Below are 14,918 nucleotides of genomic sequence, written 5' to 3'. Positions count from 1 at the left end.
TGGTTTATCAACCGCATTCGGTCGAATGAGGTTGCGGGTCCACCGCCCCAGCGAGATGAGGTTGCGGATCCACCGCCCCAGGGGGCGAGGTTCCGGCTAGAGGGCGGCGCCCTCGGCGCACTGTCGTAGCGTCCGGCGGTGGCCGACGAGGGCGTCGACCGTGAACACGACCAGCGCGAGCCACACCAGCACGAACCCGAACCAGCGGGCCTGAGTCATGTCCTCGCCGAAGAACGTCAGCCCGGCGATGAACTGGATGACGGGCCCGAGGTACTGCAGGATGCCGAGCGTCGTCAGCGACAGCCTCGTCGCTGCGGCGCTGAACAGCAGCAACGGGATCGCCGTGACGACCCCGGTGCCGATCAGCAGCGAGGCATTGCCGGCGCCCTCGTGGCCGAAGGTCAGCTCGCCGCGCAGCTGCAGCACCACCAAGAACGTCAACGCCAACGGGAAGAGGATCGCCGTCTCCATGCCGAGCCCCTCGAATGCGCCTAGATCGGCCTTCTTCTTGAAGAATCCATACGCCGCGAAGCTGAAGGCCACGATCAGCGCGACCCATGGAAGCCGTCCGTAGTCGACCGTCAGCACGACCACGGCAGCTGTTCCAATGCCGATCGCGCACCACTGGGCCGGACGCAGCTGCTCCTTCAACACGAACACCGCCAGCAGGACCGTCACCAGCGGGTTGATGAAGTAGCCCAGGGATGTCTCGATGACGTGACCGTTGGTGACGCCGTAGATGAAGGAGCCCCAGTTGACCGCCACGACGACCGAGGCCGCAGCGAGAGTCAGCATCAGACGCGGGTTGCCGGCGATGGCCCGCATCTGCGGCCACTTGCCCATCGCGGTGATCAGGACCATCACCAGCAGCATCGACCACACGACACGGTGGGCCAGCACCTCAAGCGGGCTGGCCGGTTCGAGCAGCGGCCAGTACAGCGGAAAGAAGCCCCAGCACAGGTAGGCCCCGATGCCGAAGGCCACACCACGCCTCGACTCACTCACCAGCCGACTGTATGCCCTGACGGCTACTTGCGTCGCTTGTCGTACATGCGAGCGGCCGTGACCTGACTCTGCCAGCGCAGTGCCTCGGCGCGCCCGAACAGCTGGACGGCCGGCCCGGTCGGGGCCTTCGCGGCCAGCTCGTGCAACCAGGCCAGGATCGGCCGGGCCGAGAGCTCCTGGCTCTGCAGGCGGACGGGCTTGACCACCTCGCGGCGTTGGAGCACCACTGGGTTCGTGTTGATCTCCCAGACCTGAAGGCGGCCGTCGACGAACCCGTAGTCGATCCGGCCGTAGTCGAGCCCGGCGAGCCGGAATGCCTCGTCGACCAGCTGCTCGTCGGCGAAGTTCTCGATGTAGGCGCATTCCTCGTCGTTGGTCCACGGCTCGGCCACGTCGGTCATCTTGGTGACCCAGTCGTCGCTGAACAGCACGTGGCGCGGGAGGAGCCGGTCGCCGATCTTCAGCACCGAGTACTTGCGGAACAGGCCGTCCTCGCTGCGGGCGTCGAGCTTCTCGACGACCAGCAGCTGTGTCGCTGAAGCCGCAGGCGGCCGCGTGCATGCTCGTCAGCGCGTTCCTGGATGGCCGGGTGGTTCATGACAGGCTGGCCGAGGCTGCCGCTGTGCTCGTTCTCCCAGCGGACGAACGCCGGAAACCGCAGGTCTGGCGGGACGTCGCCGATCCGGAACGCTCGGTAGTCGTTGATGCCGGCATCGCTCAGGGCCTGATTGAGGCCCAGGCGTCCGGTCCACCGTGTCGGAGAGTTCAGCACCGAGTACGACTCGGGATGCTCCAGCAGACGTTCGTGGAAGGCGCGGACGTAGGCCGCCTCGGGCCGGCGAAGCCGCTCGAAGTCGCTGAAGATGTGCAGGCCCGCCGGAATCGGTGCCCGGAGGTCGAGATCGCCGTACGGCACCGAGATGACCTTCTGAGCCAGGGTCTTGTCCCAGGAATGGACGAAGGAGTTCATCGTGAACGTGTAGCCGCGGGTGGCGTGGAAGTAGATCATGCCCGGCTTCCTGGTGTCATCGAGAAGTGCGTGTGGACGGCCACGGTGCGGTCCGCATCGTGCTGCACGACGACCGTCGCGCGGCCAGATCGAGGGTGGGTCGAGCCGTCGGGATCGATGCCCTGCGACGACCACTCGACGATGGCCGTCGACTGGTCGCCGACCGTCCACACGGTTGCCCGTTCCAGGTCGAAGGCGAAGTCGCGGGTACGCGGCCAGACCGATCGCCACTGGTCCGCCTCGAGGTCGACGAGGCCGACGTAGCGTCCTGTCACGGTGCCGAACCCTTCGACCTCTGGGGCGCAGAGCTCGCGTCCGGCCGCGAAGTCGCGGGCTCGCACAGCTGCTGCGAACGAGGCAAGCCACTCACGCGTGGCTGTCAGCGGATCCATGGGGCTTATTTTCGCCTCTTGTCGTAGCCGCGGGTCGCCGCCAGCTGTATCTGCCACCGGTGACCACCGATTCGTCCGAACAGTCGCCGGGCAGGACCCCGAGGGGCTTCGTCGGCCAGCTGCCGGAGCCACGCCAGGATGGCCCGGCCGGAGATCTGCTGACCCTGCATGCGTTCAGGCTCGATCATGTGCGGGCGATGCAGGACGATCGGGTTGGTGTTGATCTCCCAGACCTGCATCCGACCATCGACGATGCCGTAGTCGATGCGGCCGTAGTCGAGGCCGGCGAGCTCGAAGGCCTCGGCGACATCGTCATGGTGGGGGAAGTTCTCGATGAACTCGAGCTCTTCGGCGTTCATCGACGGCTCGACGAGGTCCGACACCTTGGTCACCCAGTCGTGGCTGAAGAACACATGTCGGGGAAGAGCCGTGCGCCGATCCTCTGCGCGGAGTACTTGCGGTAGAAGCCGTCCGGGCTCTGGGCGTCGAGGTGCTCGACGACCAGGAGCTTGTGGCGCTTGAGACGTTGACGTCCGTGGGCGTACTGGTCGGCGCGCTCCTGGATGGCCGCGTGGCTCATGACGGGTTCGCCGAGGCTGCCGCTGTGCTCGTTCTCCCAACGGACGAAGGCCGGGAACCTCAGGTCTGGCCCGACGTCACCCAGCCGGAACGCCCTGAAGTCGTTGCGGCCAGCAGCGCTGAGCGCCTGGCTGAGACCCAGCCGCCCAGACCAGCGTGCCGGGGAGTTGAGCGTCCGGTAGGACTCAGGGTGATCGGACATCCGGTCGTGGATGGCCTGGACGTAGCCTTCTCGAGGGGACGGAGGCGTTCGAAGTCGGCGAAGATGTGCAAGCCGGCCGGAATCGGCTCCCGCAGGTCGAGGTCGCCGTACGGGACGCTGACGACCTGCTGAGCGAGTTGCTTGTCCCAGGTGCCGACGAACGAGCTCATCGTGAAGGTGTATTTCCGGGCAGCGTGGAAGTAGATCATGCGCTCGAAGCCGTCGATGCAGGATCGTGGGCGGCGATCGCGTCGGCGGGGAGCCAGTTCGTCGCGAGCCAGCTGGGATCGAGGCGGTCGGTCACGGCACAAGTATGTGGTGCCGCGTCGCCCGGGGTGACGGAACCCTTGACATTCCAGTCGCGCAGCAGTCGGGCCCCAGCGGAGGCGGGCAGCCTCGCAGCACCCACTCACAGGAGGAAACGATGGCATCACTGCGCGTACGAGGCGCCCGGGACGTCCCGCGCCACGATTGCGACGCTGGTCGTGGCGGCCGGGCTGGGAACACTCCAGTTGGCAGCATCGCCGGCAGAGGCGGCGACGAGCCCAGGCACGATCGTCTATCTGAAGGGCCACAACGTCTGGATCGCGAAGGGGGACGGAGCAAGCCGCGACAGATCACGCGAGGCGGGACGGCCAGCGTCCCGTGGATCTCGCCCACGCAGTCGGACGCCGGGATCGTGGTGGCTGGACGCGGCAACCTGATCTATCGGATGGACCAGTTCGGCACGGTGCTGAACTCGATCGATCCGCCGAACCTGCAGAGCTCGGCCGGTGAGACCCTCGGCGGTCGTCCGACGAGACTGGCGGTGTCGCCGGACGGCAGCAAGATCGCGTACACGTATTCGCGCTACTCGTGTCCCGTCGGGGCAGCGTGCCGGGTGCGGTGGGTCACCGCGTTCACGAAGGCAACGGCCCTGCTCGCCCAGCACCTGGGGCGTGACGTACTACGACCATCCGTCCTGGGTCACGAACCAGCGGGTCCTGGTCAACAGCTGGCTCGTGCAGCACATCCGATTGTTCGACCTCGGACGTGGGGACCTGTTCTGGTTCGACGAGAACGTCTACACCTCTGACGACCGTGATCTGGAGGACATGGAGCTGTCGCGCGCTGGGACGTTCGGTGCAGCGGTCCGTGACACCGCTGACAGCAGTCGCATCATCTGGTACTCGCTGACCGGCAACGTCAAGGACGGTGGACGACCGCCCTTCCCGACGCCGATCTGCCAGACCACTGCGGCCGCCGGCTATCGCAGTCCGACCATCGCGCCGGACTCGTCGGCGCTGGCCTGGCAGGAGCCGGATGGCATCTGGATCAAGCAAGGGTTCGACTGCGTCGAGAACATGGTCCTGAAGATCCCTGGCGGATCGGTGCCGTCGTGGTCGGCAGCGTCGATGCAGACGAGCCGCCCGACCTACCGGTTCGCCATGTCGGTGAAGCCGAAGATCAGCGGTGTCGCCAAGAAGGGCAGGACGCTGTCGGCCACGCCCGGCACGTGGTCGCCGGTGCCGGCTCGTACTCCTACCGGTGGTTCCGCAACGGCAAGGCGATCGCCAAGGCCACCAAGCGGACGTACAAGGTGACCTCGAAGGATCGTCGCCGCAAGATCAGCGTCAAGGTCACGGTGCGGGGCCCCGCCCCCGCCAAGACTGCGAGCACCTCGTCGGTGCGCGTGAGGTGAGCCTGGGGGCGGTCGACGTGACCGGTCTCAGGGACCATGGGGGTATGTCCGAGACACCCCGCTGGTTCACCGAGACCAAGGACGGCCACTCGCAGTGGTACGTCGACCGCTTCCGCACGCTCGCTGCTGAGGGCGCCGATCTCGCCGGAGAGGCCCGGCTGGTCGACGCCGTGGTCGAGCGTGGTGCTCGCATCCTCGACGCGGGGTGCGGGCCTGGTCGGGTCGGCGCCGACTCCACGCCCGAGGTCACACCGTGGTCGGGGTCGACGTCGACCCGGTGCTGATCGAGGCGGCGCAAGAAGATCACCCGGGACCCCGGTGGATCGTCGGCGACCTGGCGACGCTCTCGCTGGACGAGGATCCCTTCGACCTCGCAGTCGTCGCGGGCAACGTCCTGGCCTTCGTCGCGCCAGGAACCGAGCGGTCGGTGCTGACCTCGTTGCGATCCGTGGTGCGGCCAGGTGGGCGCATCATCACCGGCTTCGGAACCGACCGCGGATACGAGCTGGAGGCGTTCGACGCTGACGTCGTTGCCGCGGGCCTGGTCGTGCAGCAGCGCTTTGCGACGTGGGACCTGGTGCCGTGGACCCCGGACGCCGACTTCGCAGTCTCGTTCCTGCTGGTCGTCTAAGCTACCGCGCGTACTTGGTGGGTGTCTGGTCTTCCCGCGGGAGGGCGACGGTCCACGACATGCAAGGACTGTACGAACAGTGACACCCCAGCAGAGCAAGGTTCTGCGGGTCTGTGGGCAACCGATGCGTGCGCGTCGCTTGTGGACCGACGGGCTGAATTGCGGTGACGGATCATCTGTCACGGTCGCTCGCGCCCTAGAGTGGACCCATGCGCCTCTACCTGGATGACTACGCCGCCGTCGGCGTCATCATCCTCGTCGGCATAGCGCTGGCCGTCGCGATGCTGGGCGTCAACCGGTTGCTGCGACCGCAGGCGCCGTCCCGCGAGAAGGGCCTGACCTACGAGTCGGGCGTCGACCCGGTCGGTGAGGGTTGGTCGCAGTCCAACGTCCGCTACTACGTGTACGCCTTCCTCTACGTCATCTTCGCGGTCGATGCGGTGTTCCTGTTCCCGTGGGCCGTCGTCCTGGAGGGGATCGGACGGGCCGCCGCAGTCGAGATGGGCATCTTCGTCGGCGTGCTGGTCGTGGGCCTGGCCTATGCCTGGCGCAAGGGGGTGCTGTCATGGACGCCGTAGGAGGCGGGCCGGTCAACCTGCCCATGCCCGCGTTCGCGCCGCCTGAGCTGGGCGTCGCCTCGCAGATCGCACCCAAGCCCGCCCGGTACCTGCTCAACTGGGGACGCAAGTACTCGTTGTGGGTCTTCAACTTCGGCCTGGCGTGCTGTGCGATCGAGTTCATCGCGACCTCCATGTCACGGCACGACTTCATCCGCCTGGGCGTCATCCCGTTCGCGCCGGGGCCGCGGCAGGCCGATCTCATGGTCGTGTCGGGCACCGTCACCGACAAGATGGCACCGGCGATCAAGCGGTTGTACGACCAGATGCCCGAACCGAAGTACGTCATCAGCTTCGGCTCGTGCGCCAACTCCGGCGGCCCCTACTGGGACTCTTACTCCGTCACCAAGGGCGTCGACCAGATCATCCCGGTCGACGTGTACGTGCCGGGTTGCCCGCCGCGGCCGGAGGCGCTGCTGAAACGGCATCGTGACGTTGCAGGACAAGATCGCCGGAGAGAACCTGGCCGAGCGCTACTCCCGCTCCACGACGTCGCTGCTGTCACCGCGCATCCCACCCCCGGTGGTCGACGCGTGAGCATCGCTGACAACGCCTTCGGACCGCCGCACCGGGTCGTCGAGGCCGTCGAGTGGCATGACGCCGTCGCTGCGCTCAAGGCTGATGGATACACCTACTTCGACTGGCTGTCGGCCGTCGACGAGCACCCTGAGGGATTTCGACTCGTGCTGCACCTGGCACGGCTGGCACCGCTGGACCACCTGCTGCTGGTGACGTACGTCGACCGCGAGTCGCCCGCCGTCGCATCGATCACCGACGTGTTCGCCGGCGCCGCGTGGCACGAGCGCGAGACGCACGAGATGTTCGGGATCGACTTCCCTTCGACAGGGGACACCCACCTCGTGCCGTTGCTGCTGCCGGACGGATTCGAAGGGCACCCGCTGCGCAAGGAGTTCGTGCTCGCCTCGCGGGTCGCCAAGCCGTGGCCGGGCGGCAAGGAGCCCGGCGAGAGCGATGCCGACTCCACCCACTCGCCGAGTCGTCGACGGGTCAAGCCGCCGGGAGTTCCCGACGACTGGCTGCAGCCGAGGGGCGGCAGCGATGAGTGATCTTCTCGATGCACTGCTGCGCTGTCTCGTCGTGCTCGTCGCCTTCCTGACCTTGCCGCTGCTGGTCGGCCAGCTGGAGCACAAGACCATGGCTCACATGCAGGGCCGGGTCGGACCGATGGCGGCTGGCGGCTTCCACGGCTGGGCGCAGCGTCGCCGATGGCGTGAAGTTCATGCAGAAGGAGAGCATCACGCCGGTCGCGGCCGACCGGCGCGTCTTCGAGCTCGCGCCGGCCGTCGCCCTGGTGCCTTATCTCGTGGCGATGCTGGCTATTCCGCTCGGGCCGTTCTTCGGCCAAGGCAACCTGATCGGCCAAGACCTCGACCTCGGTCTGTTCTTCGTCCTCGCTGCCATGAGCGTCGGAGTGCTCGGCACCCTGATGGGTGGCCTCGGCAGCGGCAACAAGTACTCCTACCTCGGTGGCATGCGGGTCGCCGCCCAGCTGATGTCGTACGAGCTGCCGATGGTGCTGGCCGCGGCGAGCGTCGCGATGGCCGCCGGGACGTTGTCGCTGGTCGGCATCGCCGAGGCGTGGGAGCCGTGGTGGCTGCTCGTGCAGCTTCCCGGGACTCGTAGTGTTCTTCGTCGCAGGCCTCGCCGAGCTGCAACGACCGCCCTTCGACGCGCCGCTGGCCGATGCCGAGCTCGTGATGGGTCCGTTGACGGAGTACGGCGGGATGCGCTTCGCGATGTTCCTGCTGGCCGAGTACGCGGGCATCGTGGTGCTGGCCGCCCTGACCGCCGTGCTGTTCCTGGGCGGCTGGGTCGGGCCGTGGTCCGACCAGCTCGGCTGGGCTTGGACCCTGGTGAAGATCGTGGCCGTCTCGTTCCTGGTGATCTGGGCTCGGGTCGCCTACCCGCGGTTGCGCGAAGATCAGGTCAACGCCCTGGCCTGGAAGGTGCTCGTGCCGGTCGCGCTGGCGCAGATCACACTGACGACAGTTCTGGTGGTGTGGTGATGGCGCGCAATCGAGACATCGTGATGTTCGGCTGCGGCCGGCTGACCGACGAGACCACCCAGGCCTTCCGCGACCTGGTCCGCCAAGCTCCACGCTGGCTCGACGTCGCGCTCGTCGGCTACGCGAGCGAGCCGGTGCCCGGTCGGGTACGGGTCGGCCTGAGGTCGTACCGGCACCGCCTGTTCGACGCCGCCGAGCTGACGTCGTTCAGATTCCCGGTCAAGGCAGCGGCTGAGGAGTTCCGGCTGATCCCGGGCAACACCGACCTGATCCACCTGCGCTTCGTCGCCGAGAATCCTGGCTACGACCGCTACTGGTTCGTCGAGGACGACGTGCGCTTCGGCGGCAGCTGGTCCGAGCTGTTCGACCACCTGCGACCCTCGACCGCCGGGCTGCTCGGCACGACGTTCCGCCGTCCTGCCGATGATCCCGACTGGCCGTGGTGGGAGGGACTCTCCGGTCCGGCGGCCGATCCTCTGGGCGGCTTCCTGCCCTTCGGAGCGGTGACCCGTCCGGCGATCGACGCGATCATGGCTGCCTACGAACAGGGCTGGCACGGCCACTACGAGGCGGTCTGGCCGACTGTCGTGCACGCTGCAGGTCTCGGTGTCCAAGACATCGGTGGCACCGGAGCGTTCGTCGCGTCGGGCGACGAGGGACGCTTCTACGACAACAGTGGGACCGGGCCGTTGGCACCTGGGACGTTCGTGTGGCGCCCCTATCACCACGACTACGACCGCACGGGTGGCAAGATCTGGCATCCGGTCCGCAGCGAGCCAGGAGGGGTGCACGCATCATGAGCTTTTCCAGGCAAGGGACTTCTGCAGGGGCTTGTTGTCACCTGGCGCAACCTGACCCGTCGCACCGTCACGGCGCACTATCCCGACGTGCAGCCGGTGCTGCCGCCGCGCAGCCGCGGCGTCATCGCGTTGCAGGAGGAGAACTGCACGTCGTGCATGTTGTGCGCCCGCGAGTGCCCGTCGTGGTGCATCACGATCGACTCGCACAAAGAAGTCATCCCGGCGACGACCGAGGGCGGGCGCGATCGCAGCCAGAACGTGCTCGACCGTTTCGACATCGACTTCTCGCTGTGCATGTACTGCTCGATCTGCATCGAGGTGTGCCCCTTCGACGCCCTGCACTGGTCGCCGGAGTTCGCCTACGCCTCGGGTGATCTGCTCGACCTGACCCACGACATGAACCGTCTGCGCGAGTGGATGCCGACCGTGCCGCCGCCGCAGGCCCTCGACCCGGGTGCCGAGCAGGGCAAGGAGCTCGACGCCTACCGTCAGGCCCAGCAGCTGGAGGATGACGCATGAGCCTGACTCAGCTCGTCTTCATCGTCTTCGCGGTGCTCGCGGTCGGTTCGGCACTGCTGTCGATGACCGCCGGTCAGCGTGCACTCCGCGCTGTGGCTCGTCGTGACCCTCGGGGCTGTCGCGGGCTGCTTCGTGCTGATGACAGCAGAGTTCGTCGCCTGGGTGCAGGTGCTGGTCTACGTCGGATCGATCGTGGTGCTCGTGATCTTCGCCCTGATGCTGACCCGGCAGCCGTCGGGCGGCAGGTCGGCCGAGGTGACGGGCAATCAGTGGCTCGCGGCGCTGCTGGGCGTCGTCGCAGCGGTCGGACTCGGTGCGACGATGATCGCCGGCTTCCGCGGTGAACGCATCGAGGGCAACCAGATCGGTACTGCCGGGTCGATCGGCGAAGCACTGTTCACCGACTGGGTGCTGCCGTTCGAGATCCTCAGCGGTGTCCTGCTCGCGGCGCTGGTCGGCGCGATCGTCATCTCCCGGTCGGGGATCTGATCGCTGATGCCGCTGCTCTATCCGCTGCTGCTGGCCGCTGCCCTTTTCGGCATCGGCCTGTACGGCGTGCTCGCTCGGCGCAACGCCGTCCTGATGCTGCTGGGCGTCGAGCTCATGCTCAATGCGGTCAACCTCAACCTGGTCGCCTTCGACGCCTGGTTCGCCGACGAGCTGCACTCGGGCAGGTGCTGACGCTGTTCACGATTGCGCTGGCCGCCGCTGAGATCGGCCTCGGGCTGGCGATCATCTTGGCGTTGTTCCGAGCGTTCCGCACCGTCGACGTCGACGAGGTGGGGGCCGAATGACGTCTTTCCACGAGCTCAAGGGGCGCTGGTCGTACGTCGCGCTGACCGCTGTCCTGGCGGTTGCTGCGGCGATCTGGGCGATCCCGACGGCCTTCAAGAGTGAGATCTCGTTCGGCTGGATCGCCTTCGAGGGGCAGAGTGGGCCCGACGCAGGAGCACCGTTCCCGTCGCTGTCACCTGACTTGACGCTGCTGCCGTTCTCAGCGCAGATCGTGCTGCTGGCGGTCGGCGTCGGGCTGCTGGTGCAGATCTACTCCACGGCCTACCTCGGTCACCATCCGCGCTACCGGTCGTATGCGCTGATCATCATCGTCTTCCTGGTCGCGATGATCGCCGTCGTCGGCACGTCCAACCTGTGGGTGCTGCTGGTCGGCTGGGAGGTCATGGGCCTGTGCTCGTACCTGCTGATCGGCCACGAGTGGGAGACCGGCGAGGCGCGAGCCGGTGCGGCCAAGGCATTCCTGATCACCCGCATCGCCGACCTCGGGCTGCTGCTCGCGATCTTGGTGATCGGCCAGACCTACGGCACCTACGACATCATCGGCGCCCAGGTCGTGATGCTCGATGATCCGCAGAGCTCGACCCTCATCGGCCTGCTGATCCTGGTGGCCGTCGTCGGCAAGTCGGCGCAGTTCCCACTGCACACCTGGCTGCCCGATGCGATGCCCGGTCCCACGCCGATCACAGCGCTGATCCACGCCGCCACGATGGTCGCGGCCGGCGTCTACCTGGCCGCGCGACTGTTCCAGTTCTACGCCGACTCAGCGGTCGTGATGACGGCGATGGCCGTCATCGCCGCGGTCACGATGCTGCTGGGTGCGCTGTTCGCGCTGGTGCAGACCGACCTCAAACGGGCGCTGGCGTGGTCGACGGTCAGCCAGCTGGCGTTCATGTTCGCGGCTATCGCGGCCAGCGATCCGGGGTCAGGTCTCGACCACCTGATCTCGCACGGCGTCTTCAAGGCGCTGCTGTTCCTGGGTTGTGGCTGCCTGATGCATGCGGTCGGCTCGAGTGCCCTGTCGGCGATGGGCGGTCTCCGCGGCTCGATGCCGGTGACGTTCTGGAGCATGACGGTGGGCTTCGCGGCCTTGGCCGGGGTGGTGCCGACAGTCGGCTTCTTCACCAAGGACTCCGTGCTGCACGGCATCCACGCTGCGACGGACGGCGAGACCGCGTTGGCGACCGGAACCGCGTGGGCCTTGCTGGTCGTGGCGCTCCTGACCTCGTTCGTGACGGCGGCCTACGCGACCCGACTCTGGCTCAAGGCGTTCTTCGGTCCCGCACGTGACGATCAGGCTGCGCACGAGGCGCCCTACGCCATGAGCGGCCCCCGTCGTGCTGCTGGCGGTGGCGACGTTCGCCCTCTCGATCGGACAGCCCTTCCACCTCGGCATCGGACTGCTCAGCACCGCGATCGCCCTCGCCGGTGCGGGCACCGTGCTGGCGCTGTGGCAGCGGGGTGCACAGCTCGACTGGTCGACCCGGCCACTGGCCGCCGAGCTCGGCCTCGACCGTCCGTTCACCCACTGGATCCCACGCAGTGTCGACGCCGTGGCACGGCTCGTGGTCGAGCTCGACCGCGATGCCGTCGCGGTGTACCCGCGCTCGTCGGGCGCGGCGGCTGGCCTCGGCTCGCAGGCGCTCGGGCTCGTCCAGTCACGCAACGTGCAGCGGTACGCCACGATCATCGCGGCCGGCGCGATCGTGCTGGTCGGAGCCGGGGTGATCTGGTCATGATCGTCGCTGCCCTGGTTGTGCCCTTCGTCGTCGGCGTGCTGGTGATCGCGCTGCGAGCCACGCTGTCCGGCCGGGTCGCCGCCTCGATCGGCGCGGCAGCGATGGCCGTCTCCCTGGCCCTGTACGCGCTGGTGTGGGACGGGCGTGCCGGCTCGACCGGCACAGGGGTCTCCGGCGAGGTCGACACGACCTGGATCGAGCCCTTCGGTGTCCACTTCCACCTCGGGGTCACGGCTCTTTCGTGGCCGTTCCTGCTGATGACGGCTGCGATCGGGCTGCTGTGCTGCCTGTGGCTCGTCGCCGACGACACGGCGCCCACGCTGGTCGGCCTCGTGCTGGTCATCAGCGCTGCATCGTTGGGCGTGTTCAGCCGCTCGACCTGCTGGTGTTCTTCCTGTTCTTCGAGCCGCGCTGATCCCGATGTGGTTCGTGATCACCTTCCCTTCGACGAGCTCAGGGGGCAAGGGCGGCTCAGGGGGCGCTGAGGCGCGACGCGCGGCCACGACGTTCCTGCTGTTCACGGTCGGCGGGTCGGCGCTGCTGCTGGTCGGCATCGTCATGATCGGGCTCGACGGCGGCTCGCTGCAGGTGGCCGATGCCTCGACCGGATCGCTCGCAGCAGCGGTGCTGGTGTTCTTGGGGTTCGCGGTCAAGACGCCCCTCGTCCCGTTGCACACGTGGCTGCCCGACGCCCACAGCAAGGCGCCGACCGTGGGATCGGTCTTGCTGGCGGCGGTGTTCCTCAAGCTCGGCACGTATGGCTTCATCCTGTTCAGCCCGGTGCTCAGCCGGTTCGACGACGTCGCGCCCTATCTCGCGATCGCAGGTGCTGTCGGCATCATCTGGTCGGGCTTCGCCTGCTACGCGCAGGACGATCTCAAACGTCTCATCGCCTACTCCAGCATCGGCCACATGGGCTTCGCCGCGATCGCGATCTCGACGCAGTCGACGGTCGGCCTCGCCGCGGCTGTCTTCGGATCCGTGGCCCACGGCCTGGTGACTGGCATGCTGTTCTTCGTCGCCGGATCGCTCAAGGACCGCTTCGGCACGGCGTCCATGGCCGCGATGGGCCGCGGCCTGTACGGCCGCACGCCGTGGTTGGCCGTGACCTTCGTGCTCGCGGCCGTTGCGAGCCTCGGCCTGCCGGGCTTGGCCGGCTTCTGGGGCGAGGTGCTGTCGCTGCGGGCGGCCTACGAGATCGGTGACGTCCTGACCAAACCGGTCGCGTGGACCGCACTCGGTCTTGCCGTGATCGGCATCGCGCTGACGACGGCCTACTTCATCCGGGCGATCCGGTTGATCGCCCAAGGGGAGCCGACACCGCACGAAGCAGATCGCGATCTCGGACGACGCGAGGTGCTCGTGCTGGCTGTCCTGGCTCTTGGTGTGCTCGTGCTGGGCCTCGGGCCGGGCCTGATCCTCGACCTCTACCTACCCTTCCAGCTCGGGGAGATTGCACGATGAACATCCCCATCGACTGGAACATCGTCGCCCCGGCCGTCATCGTGCTGGCCGGTGCGCTGATCGGGCTGCTCGTCGACGCGTTCTACCCGCGACGCACCTGGAACGGCCCGGCGATTCCGGCGTGCGTCGCACTCGTCGGTGCCGGGGCGGCAGCGCTGCACTACCGCGACGACCTGGGCCGGTTCTCCTTCGCGCTCGTCGCGATCGTCATCGTCGGCACCCTGTTCGTCGTGGTCGCCTCGATCGTGATGAACTTCGAGGCCGCGATGCCACCGGGGGAGTATCACTTCCTGGTCCTCAGTGCGGCCGCCGGAGCGCTCATGATGGTCGTGGCCCGCGACCTGGTGACGCTCGTGATCTCGCTCGAGCTGGTGAGCCTGCCGTCGATCGCCTTGGTCGGGCTACGTCAGGGCGACCACCGCGCGATCCGTTCGGCATGGACATTCTTCCTCGCGTCGGTCGTCTCGACGGCGATCACGCTGATGGGCATCTCGCTGCTCTACGGCGTCACCGGGTCGATGGACTACGCCGAGATCCGCGACGCCCTGGCGCAGCCCGACGTGCCGCAGAGCGTCGTCGCGGTGGCGGTGCTGCTGACCTTGATCGGGTTGCTGTTCAAGCTCGGTGCGGTGCCCTTCCACGTCTGGATCCCCGACGCCTACACCGGCGCATCGGTCATGGTCGCCGGCTTCTTGTCGACCGTCTCCAAGGCCGCGTCCCTGGGGGCCTTGCTGATCCTGGTCGCCGTCGCGTTCCCCTTCGCCTTCGACACCTGGCAGCCGCTGTTCGCCGTCGTGGCCGCTGCAACCATGACGATCGGCAACCTGGGTGCGCTGCGGCAAGCCGATGCGATCGGCATGCTCGCCTGGTCGTCCGTCGCCCAGGCCGGATTCCTGCTGGCGCCGGCGACCGCCCTGCTGACGATCGAGGGCCTGACGGCACCCGTGCAGTACCTCGCGGTGTACGCCGTGGCCAACCTGGTCGCATTTGCGGCGTTGTCGGTCATGCTGCCGGCTGCGCGGCAGCACCCGGTTCGCCGAGCTGAAGGGCATGGTCCGCAGCGACCCGTGGATGGGCATCCCGCTGGGCTTCGCGGTGCTGACCTTGGCCGGATTCCCACCCGCCGTGATCGGTCTGGTCACCAAGTACGTCGTGATCCGTCCGGTCATCGACTCGGGCTACACGTGGCTCGCCGTCGTCATGGGCGTCAACATCATGCTGGGACTCGCCTACTACGTGAAGTTCCTCATCGTCCTGTGCGACCGGCCTGACGGCGAGCCGTACGTCAGCCCGTCGCCGCCCGTCTCGGTGCGCATCGCCAAGACGACGGTCCTGCTCGGAACTGCGGCCCTCGTCGCGTTCAGCGTGTGGCCCGACCTGGTGCTGACCAACCTGCCCTGAGCGCGTCCCAGTTTAGGCCCCACCAGGACTCCAGTCGGGCTTGTCACGGTAGTCGCGAGC

At 67.6% G+C, this 14,918-nt stretch carries 19 protein-coding genes and 4 pseudogenes; 17 read left to right on the top strand and 6 right to left on the bottom strand.

The window, feature by feature from the left end:
• Nucleotides 1-96: 96 nt before the first annotated feature.
• From rarD to ACHMWU_RS08015, 6 genes are read right to left on the bottom strand one after another with little or no spacing between them, the layout of a single operon-like run.
• Nucleotides 97-1,005 (bottom strand): EamA family transporter RarD, encoded by a 909-nt coding sequence (gene rarD / locus ACHMWU_RS08040; protein WP_396042612.1) that lies wholly within the window; start codon nt 1,003-1,005, stop codon nt 97-99.
• Nucleotides 1,006-1,028: 23 nt separating this feature from the next.
• Entirely contained in the window at nt 1,029-1,472 is a 444-nt protein-coding gene (locus tag ACHMWU_RS08035) for a hypothetical protein (protein ID WP_396042610.1), read from the bottom strand.
• The gene (locus ACHMWU_RS08030) at nt 1,466-2,014 is read right to left on the bottom strand and encodes a hypothetical protein (protein ID WP_396042608.1); all 549 of its coding nucleotides are present in this window, start codon (nt 2,012-2,014) and stop codon (nt 1,466-1,468) included. The genes ACHMWU_RS08035 and ACHMWU_RS08030 overlap by 7 nt, the downstream gene beginning before the upstream one ends.
• Nucleotides 2,011-2,406 (bottom strand): YybH family protein, encoded by a 396-nt coding sequence (locus tag ACHMWU_RS08025; protein ID WP_396042606.1) that lies wholly within the window; start codon nt 2,404-2,406, stop codon nt 2,011-2,013. Before ACHMWU_RS08025 ends, ACHMWU_RS08030 begins: the two co-directional genes overlap by 4 nt.
• A 5-nt stretch (nt 2,407-2,411) precedes the next feature.
• Nucleotides 2,412-2,798 (bottom strand): hypothetical protein, encoded by a 387-nt coding sequence (locus tag ACHMWU_RS08020; protein WP_396042603.1) that lies wholly within the window; start codon nt 2,796-2,798, stop codon nt 2,412-2,414.
• Nucleotides 2,795-3,187, bottom strand: a complete 393-nt coding sequence (locus ACHMWU_RS08015) for a hypothetical protein (protein ID WP_396042601.1) — start codon at nt 3,185-3,187, stop codon at nt 2,795-2,797. The genes ACHMWU_RS08020 and ACHMWU_RS08015 overlap by 4 nt, the downstream gene beginning before the upstream one ends.
• A 679-nt stretch (nt 3,188-3,866) precedes the next feature.
• On the opposite strand from ACHMWU_RS08015, the gene ACHMWU_RS08010 reads away from it, so the two are divergent.
• The 17 genes and pseudogenes from ACHMWU_RS08010 to ACHMWU_RS07930 all read left to right on the top strand — a co-directional run bounded on the left by ACHMWU_RS08010 (nt 3,867) and on the right by ACHMWU_RS07930 (nt 14,858).
• The gene (locus ACHMWU_RS08010; protein WP_396042598.1) at nt 3,867-4,262 is read left to right on the top strand and encodes a hypothetical protein; all 396 of its coding nucleotides are present in this window, start codon (nt 3,867-3,869) and stop codon (nt 4,260-4,262) included.
• Nucleotides 4,189-4,770: a hypothetical protein gene (locus ACHMWU_RS08005; RefSeq protein ID WP_396042596.1), complete on the top strand. Its 582-nt coding sequence runs from the start codon at nt 4,189-4,191 to the stop codon at nt 4,768-4,770. Before ACHMWU_RS08010 ends, ACHMWU_RS08005 begins: the two co-directional genes overlap by 74 nt.
• 142 nt (nt 4,771-4,912) lie before the next feature.
• Nucleotides 4,913-5,152, top strand: a complete 240-nt coding sequence (locus ACHMWU_RS08000) for a hypothetical protein (RefSeq protein WP_396042594.1) — start codon at nt 4,913-4,915, stop codon at nt 5,150-5,152.
• Entirely contained in the window at nt 5,122-5,499 is a 378-nt protein-coding gene (locus ACHMWU_RS07995) for a class I SAM-dependent methyltransferase (protein WP_396042592.1), read from the top strand. The genes ACHMWU_RS08000 and ACHMWU_RS07995 overlap by 31 nt, the downstream gene beginning before the upstream one ends.
• Before the next feature lie 209 nt (nt 5,500-5,708).
• Entirely contained in the window at nt 5,709-6,077 is a 369-nt protein-coding gene (locus tag ACHMWU_RS07990) for an NADH-quinone oxidoreductase subunit A (RefSeq protein WP_396042590.1), read from the top strand.
• A 23-nt stretch (nt 6,078-6,100) separates the two neighbouring features.
• Nucleotides 6,101-6,653 (top strand): annotated as a pseudogene (locus ACHMWU_RS07985) (NADH-quinone oxidoreductase subunit B).
• Complete coding sequence (locus tag ACHMWU_RS07980) at nt 6,650-7,183, top strand: NADH-quinone oxidoreductase subunit C (RefSeq protein WP_396042588.1); 534 nt, start codon at nt 6,650-6,652, stop codon at nt 7,181-7,183. The pseudogene ACHMWU_RS07985 and the gene ACHMWU_RS07980 overlap by 4 nt, the downstream one beginning before the upstream one ends.
• A 173-nt stretch (nt 7,184-7,356) precedes the next feature.
• Nucleotides 7,357-7,692: pseudogene (locus tag ACHMWU_RS07975) on the top strand (NADH-quinone oxidoreductase subunit H); the annotation flags it as partial.
• 67 nt (nt 7,693-7,759) lie between these two features.
• Nucleotides 7,760-8,143: an NADH-quinone oxidoreductase subunit H gene (locus ACHMWU_RS07970; protein WP_396043029.1), complete on the top strand. Its 384-nt coding sequence runs from the start codon at nt 7,760-7,762 to the stop codon at nt 8,141-8,143.
• Nucleotides 8,143-8,943, top strand: coding sequence for a hypothetical protein (locus ACHMWU_RS07965; RefSeq protein ID WP_396043082.1), 801 nt, complete (start codon nt 8,143-8,145; stop codon nt 8,941-8,943). The genes ACHMWU_RS07970 and ACHMWU_RS07965 overlap by 1 nt, the downstream gene beginning before the upstream one ends.
• 123 nt (nt 8,944-9,066) lie before the next feature.
• Nucleotides 9,067-9,330: pseudogene (locus ACHMWU_RS07960) on the top strand (4Fe-4S binding protein); the annotation flags it as partial.
• 210 nt (nt 9,331-9,540) lie between these two features.
• The gene (locus ACHMWU_RS07955; RefSeq protein ID WP_396042586.1) at nt 9,541-9,951 is read left to right on the top strand and encodes an NADH-quinone oxidoreductase subunit J; all 411 of its coding nucleotides are present in this window, start codon (nt 9,541-9,543) and stop codon (nt 9,949-9,951) included.
• Nucleotides 9,952-9,957: 6 nt separating this feature from the next.
• Nucleotides 9,958-10,256: pseudogene (gene nuoK / locus ACHMWU_RS07950) on the top strand (NADH-quinone oxidoreductase subunit NuoK).
• Complete coding sequence (locus ACHMWU_RS07945; RefSeq protein WP_396042584.1) at nt 10,253-12,478, top strand: proton-conducting transporter membrane subunit; 2,226 nt, start codon at nt 10,253-10,255, stop codon at nt 12,476-12,478. Before nuoK ends, ACHMWU_RS07945 begins: the two are co-directional and overlap by 4 nt.
• Entirely contained in the window at nt 12,414-13,457 is a 1,044-nt protein-coding gene (locus ACHMWU_RS07940) for a NuoM family protein (protein WP_396042582.1), read from the top strand. Before ACHMWU_RS07945 ends, ACHMWU_RS07940 begins: the two co-directional genes overlap by 65 nt.
• Entirely contained in the window at nt 13,454-14,728 is a 1,275-nt protein-coding gene (locus ACHMWU_RS07935; RefSeq protein WP_396042580.1) for an NADH-quinone oxidoreductase subunit N, read from the top strand. Before ACHMWU_RS07940 ends, ACHMWU_RS07935 begins: the two co-directional genes overlap by 4 nt.
• A complete protein-coding gene (locus ACHMWU_RS07930; protein WP_396042578.1) occupies nt 14,694-14,858 on the top strand; it encodes a hypothetical protein in 165 nt (54 codons plus the stop codon). Before ACHMWU_RS07935 ends, ACHMWU_RS07930 begins: the two co-directional genes overlap by 35 nt.
• The last annotated feature ends 60 nt before the right edge of the window (nt 14,859-14,918 follow it).

It is taken from the genome of Aeromicrobium sp. UC242_57, from assembly GCF_044452305.1.
Taxonomy (GTDB): Bacteria; Actinomycetota; Actinomycetes; order Propionibacteriales; family Nocardioidaceae; genus Aeromicrobium.
This window is presented reverse-complemented; position numbering and strand designations above follow the sequence as displayed.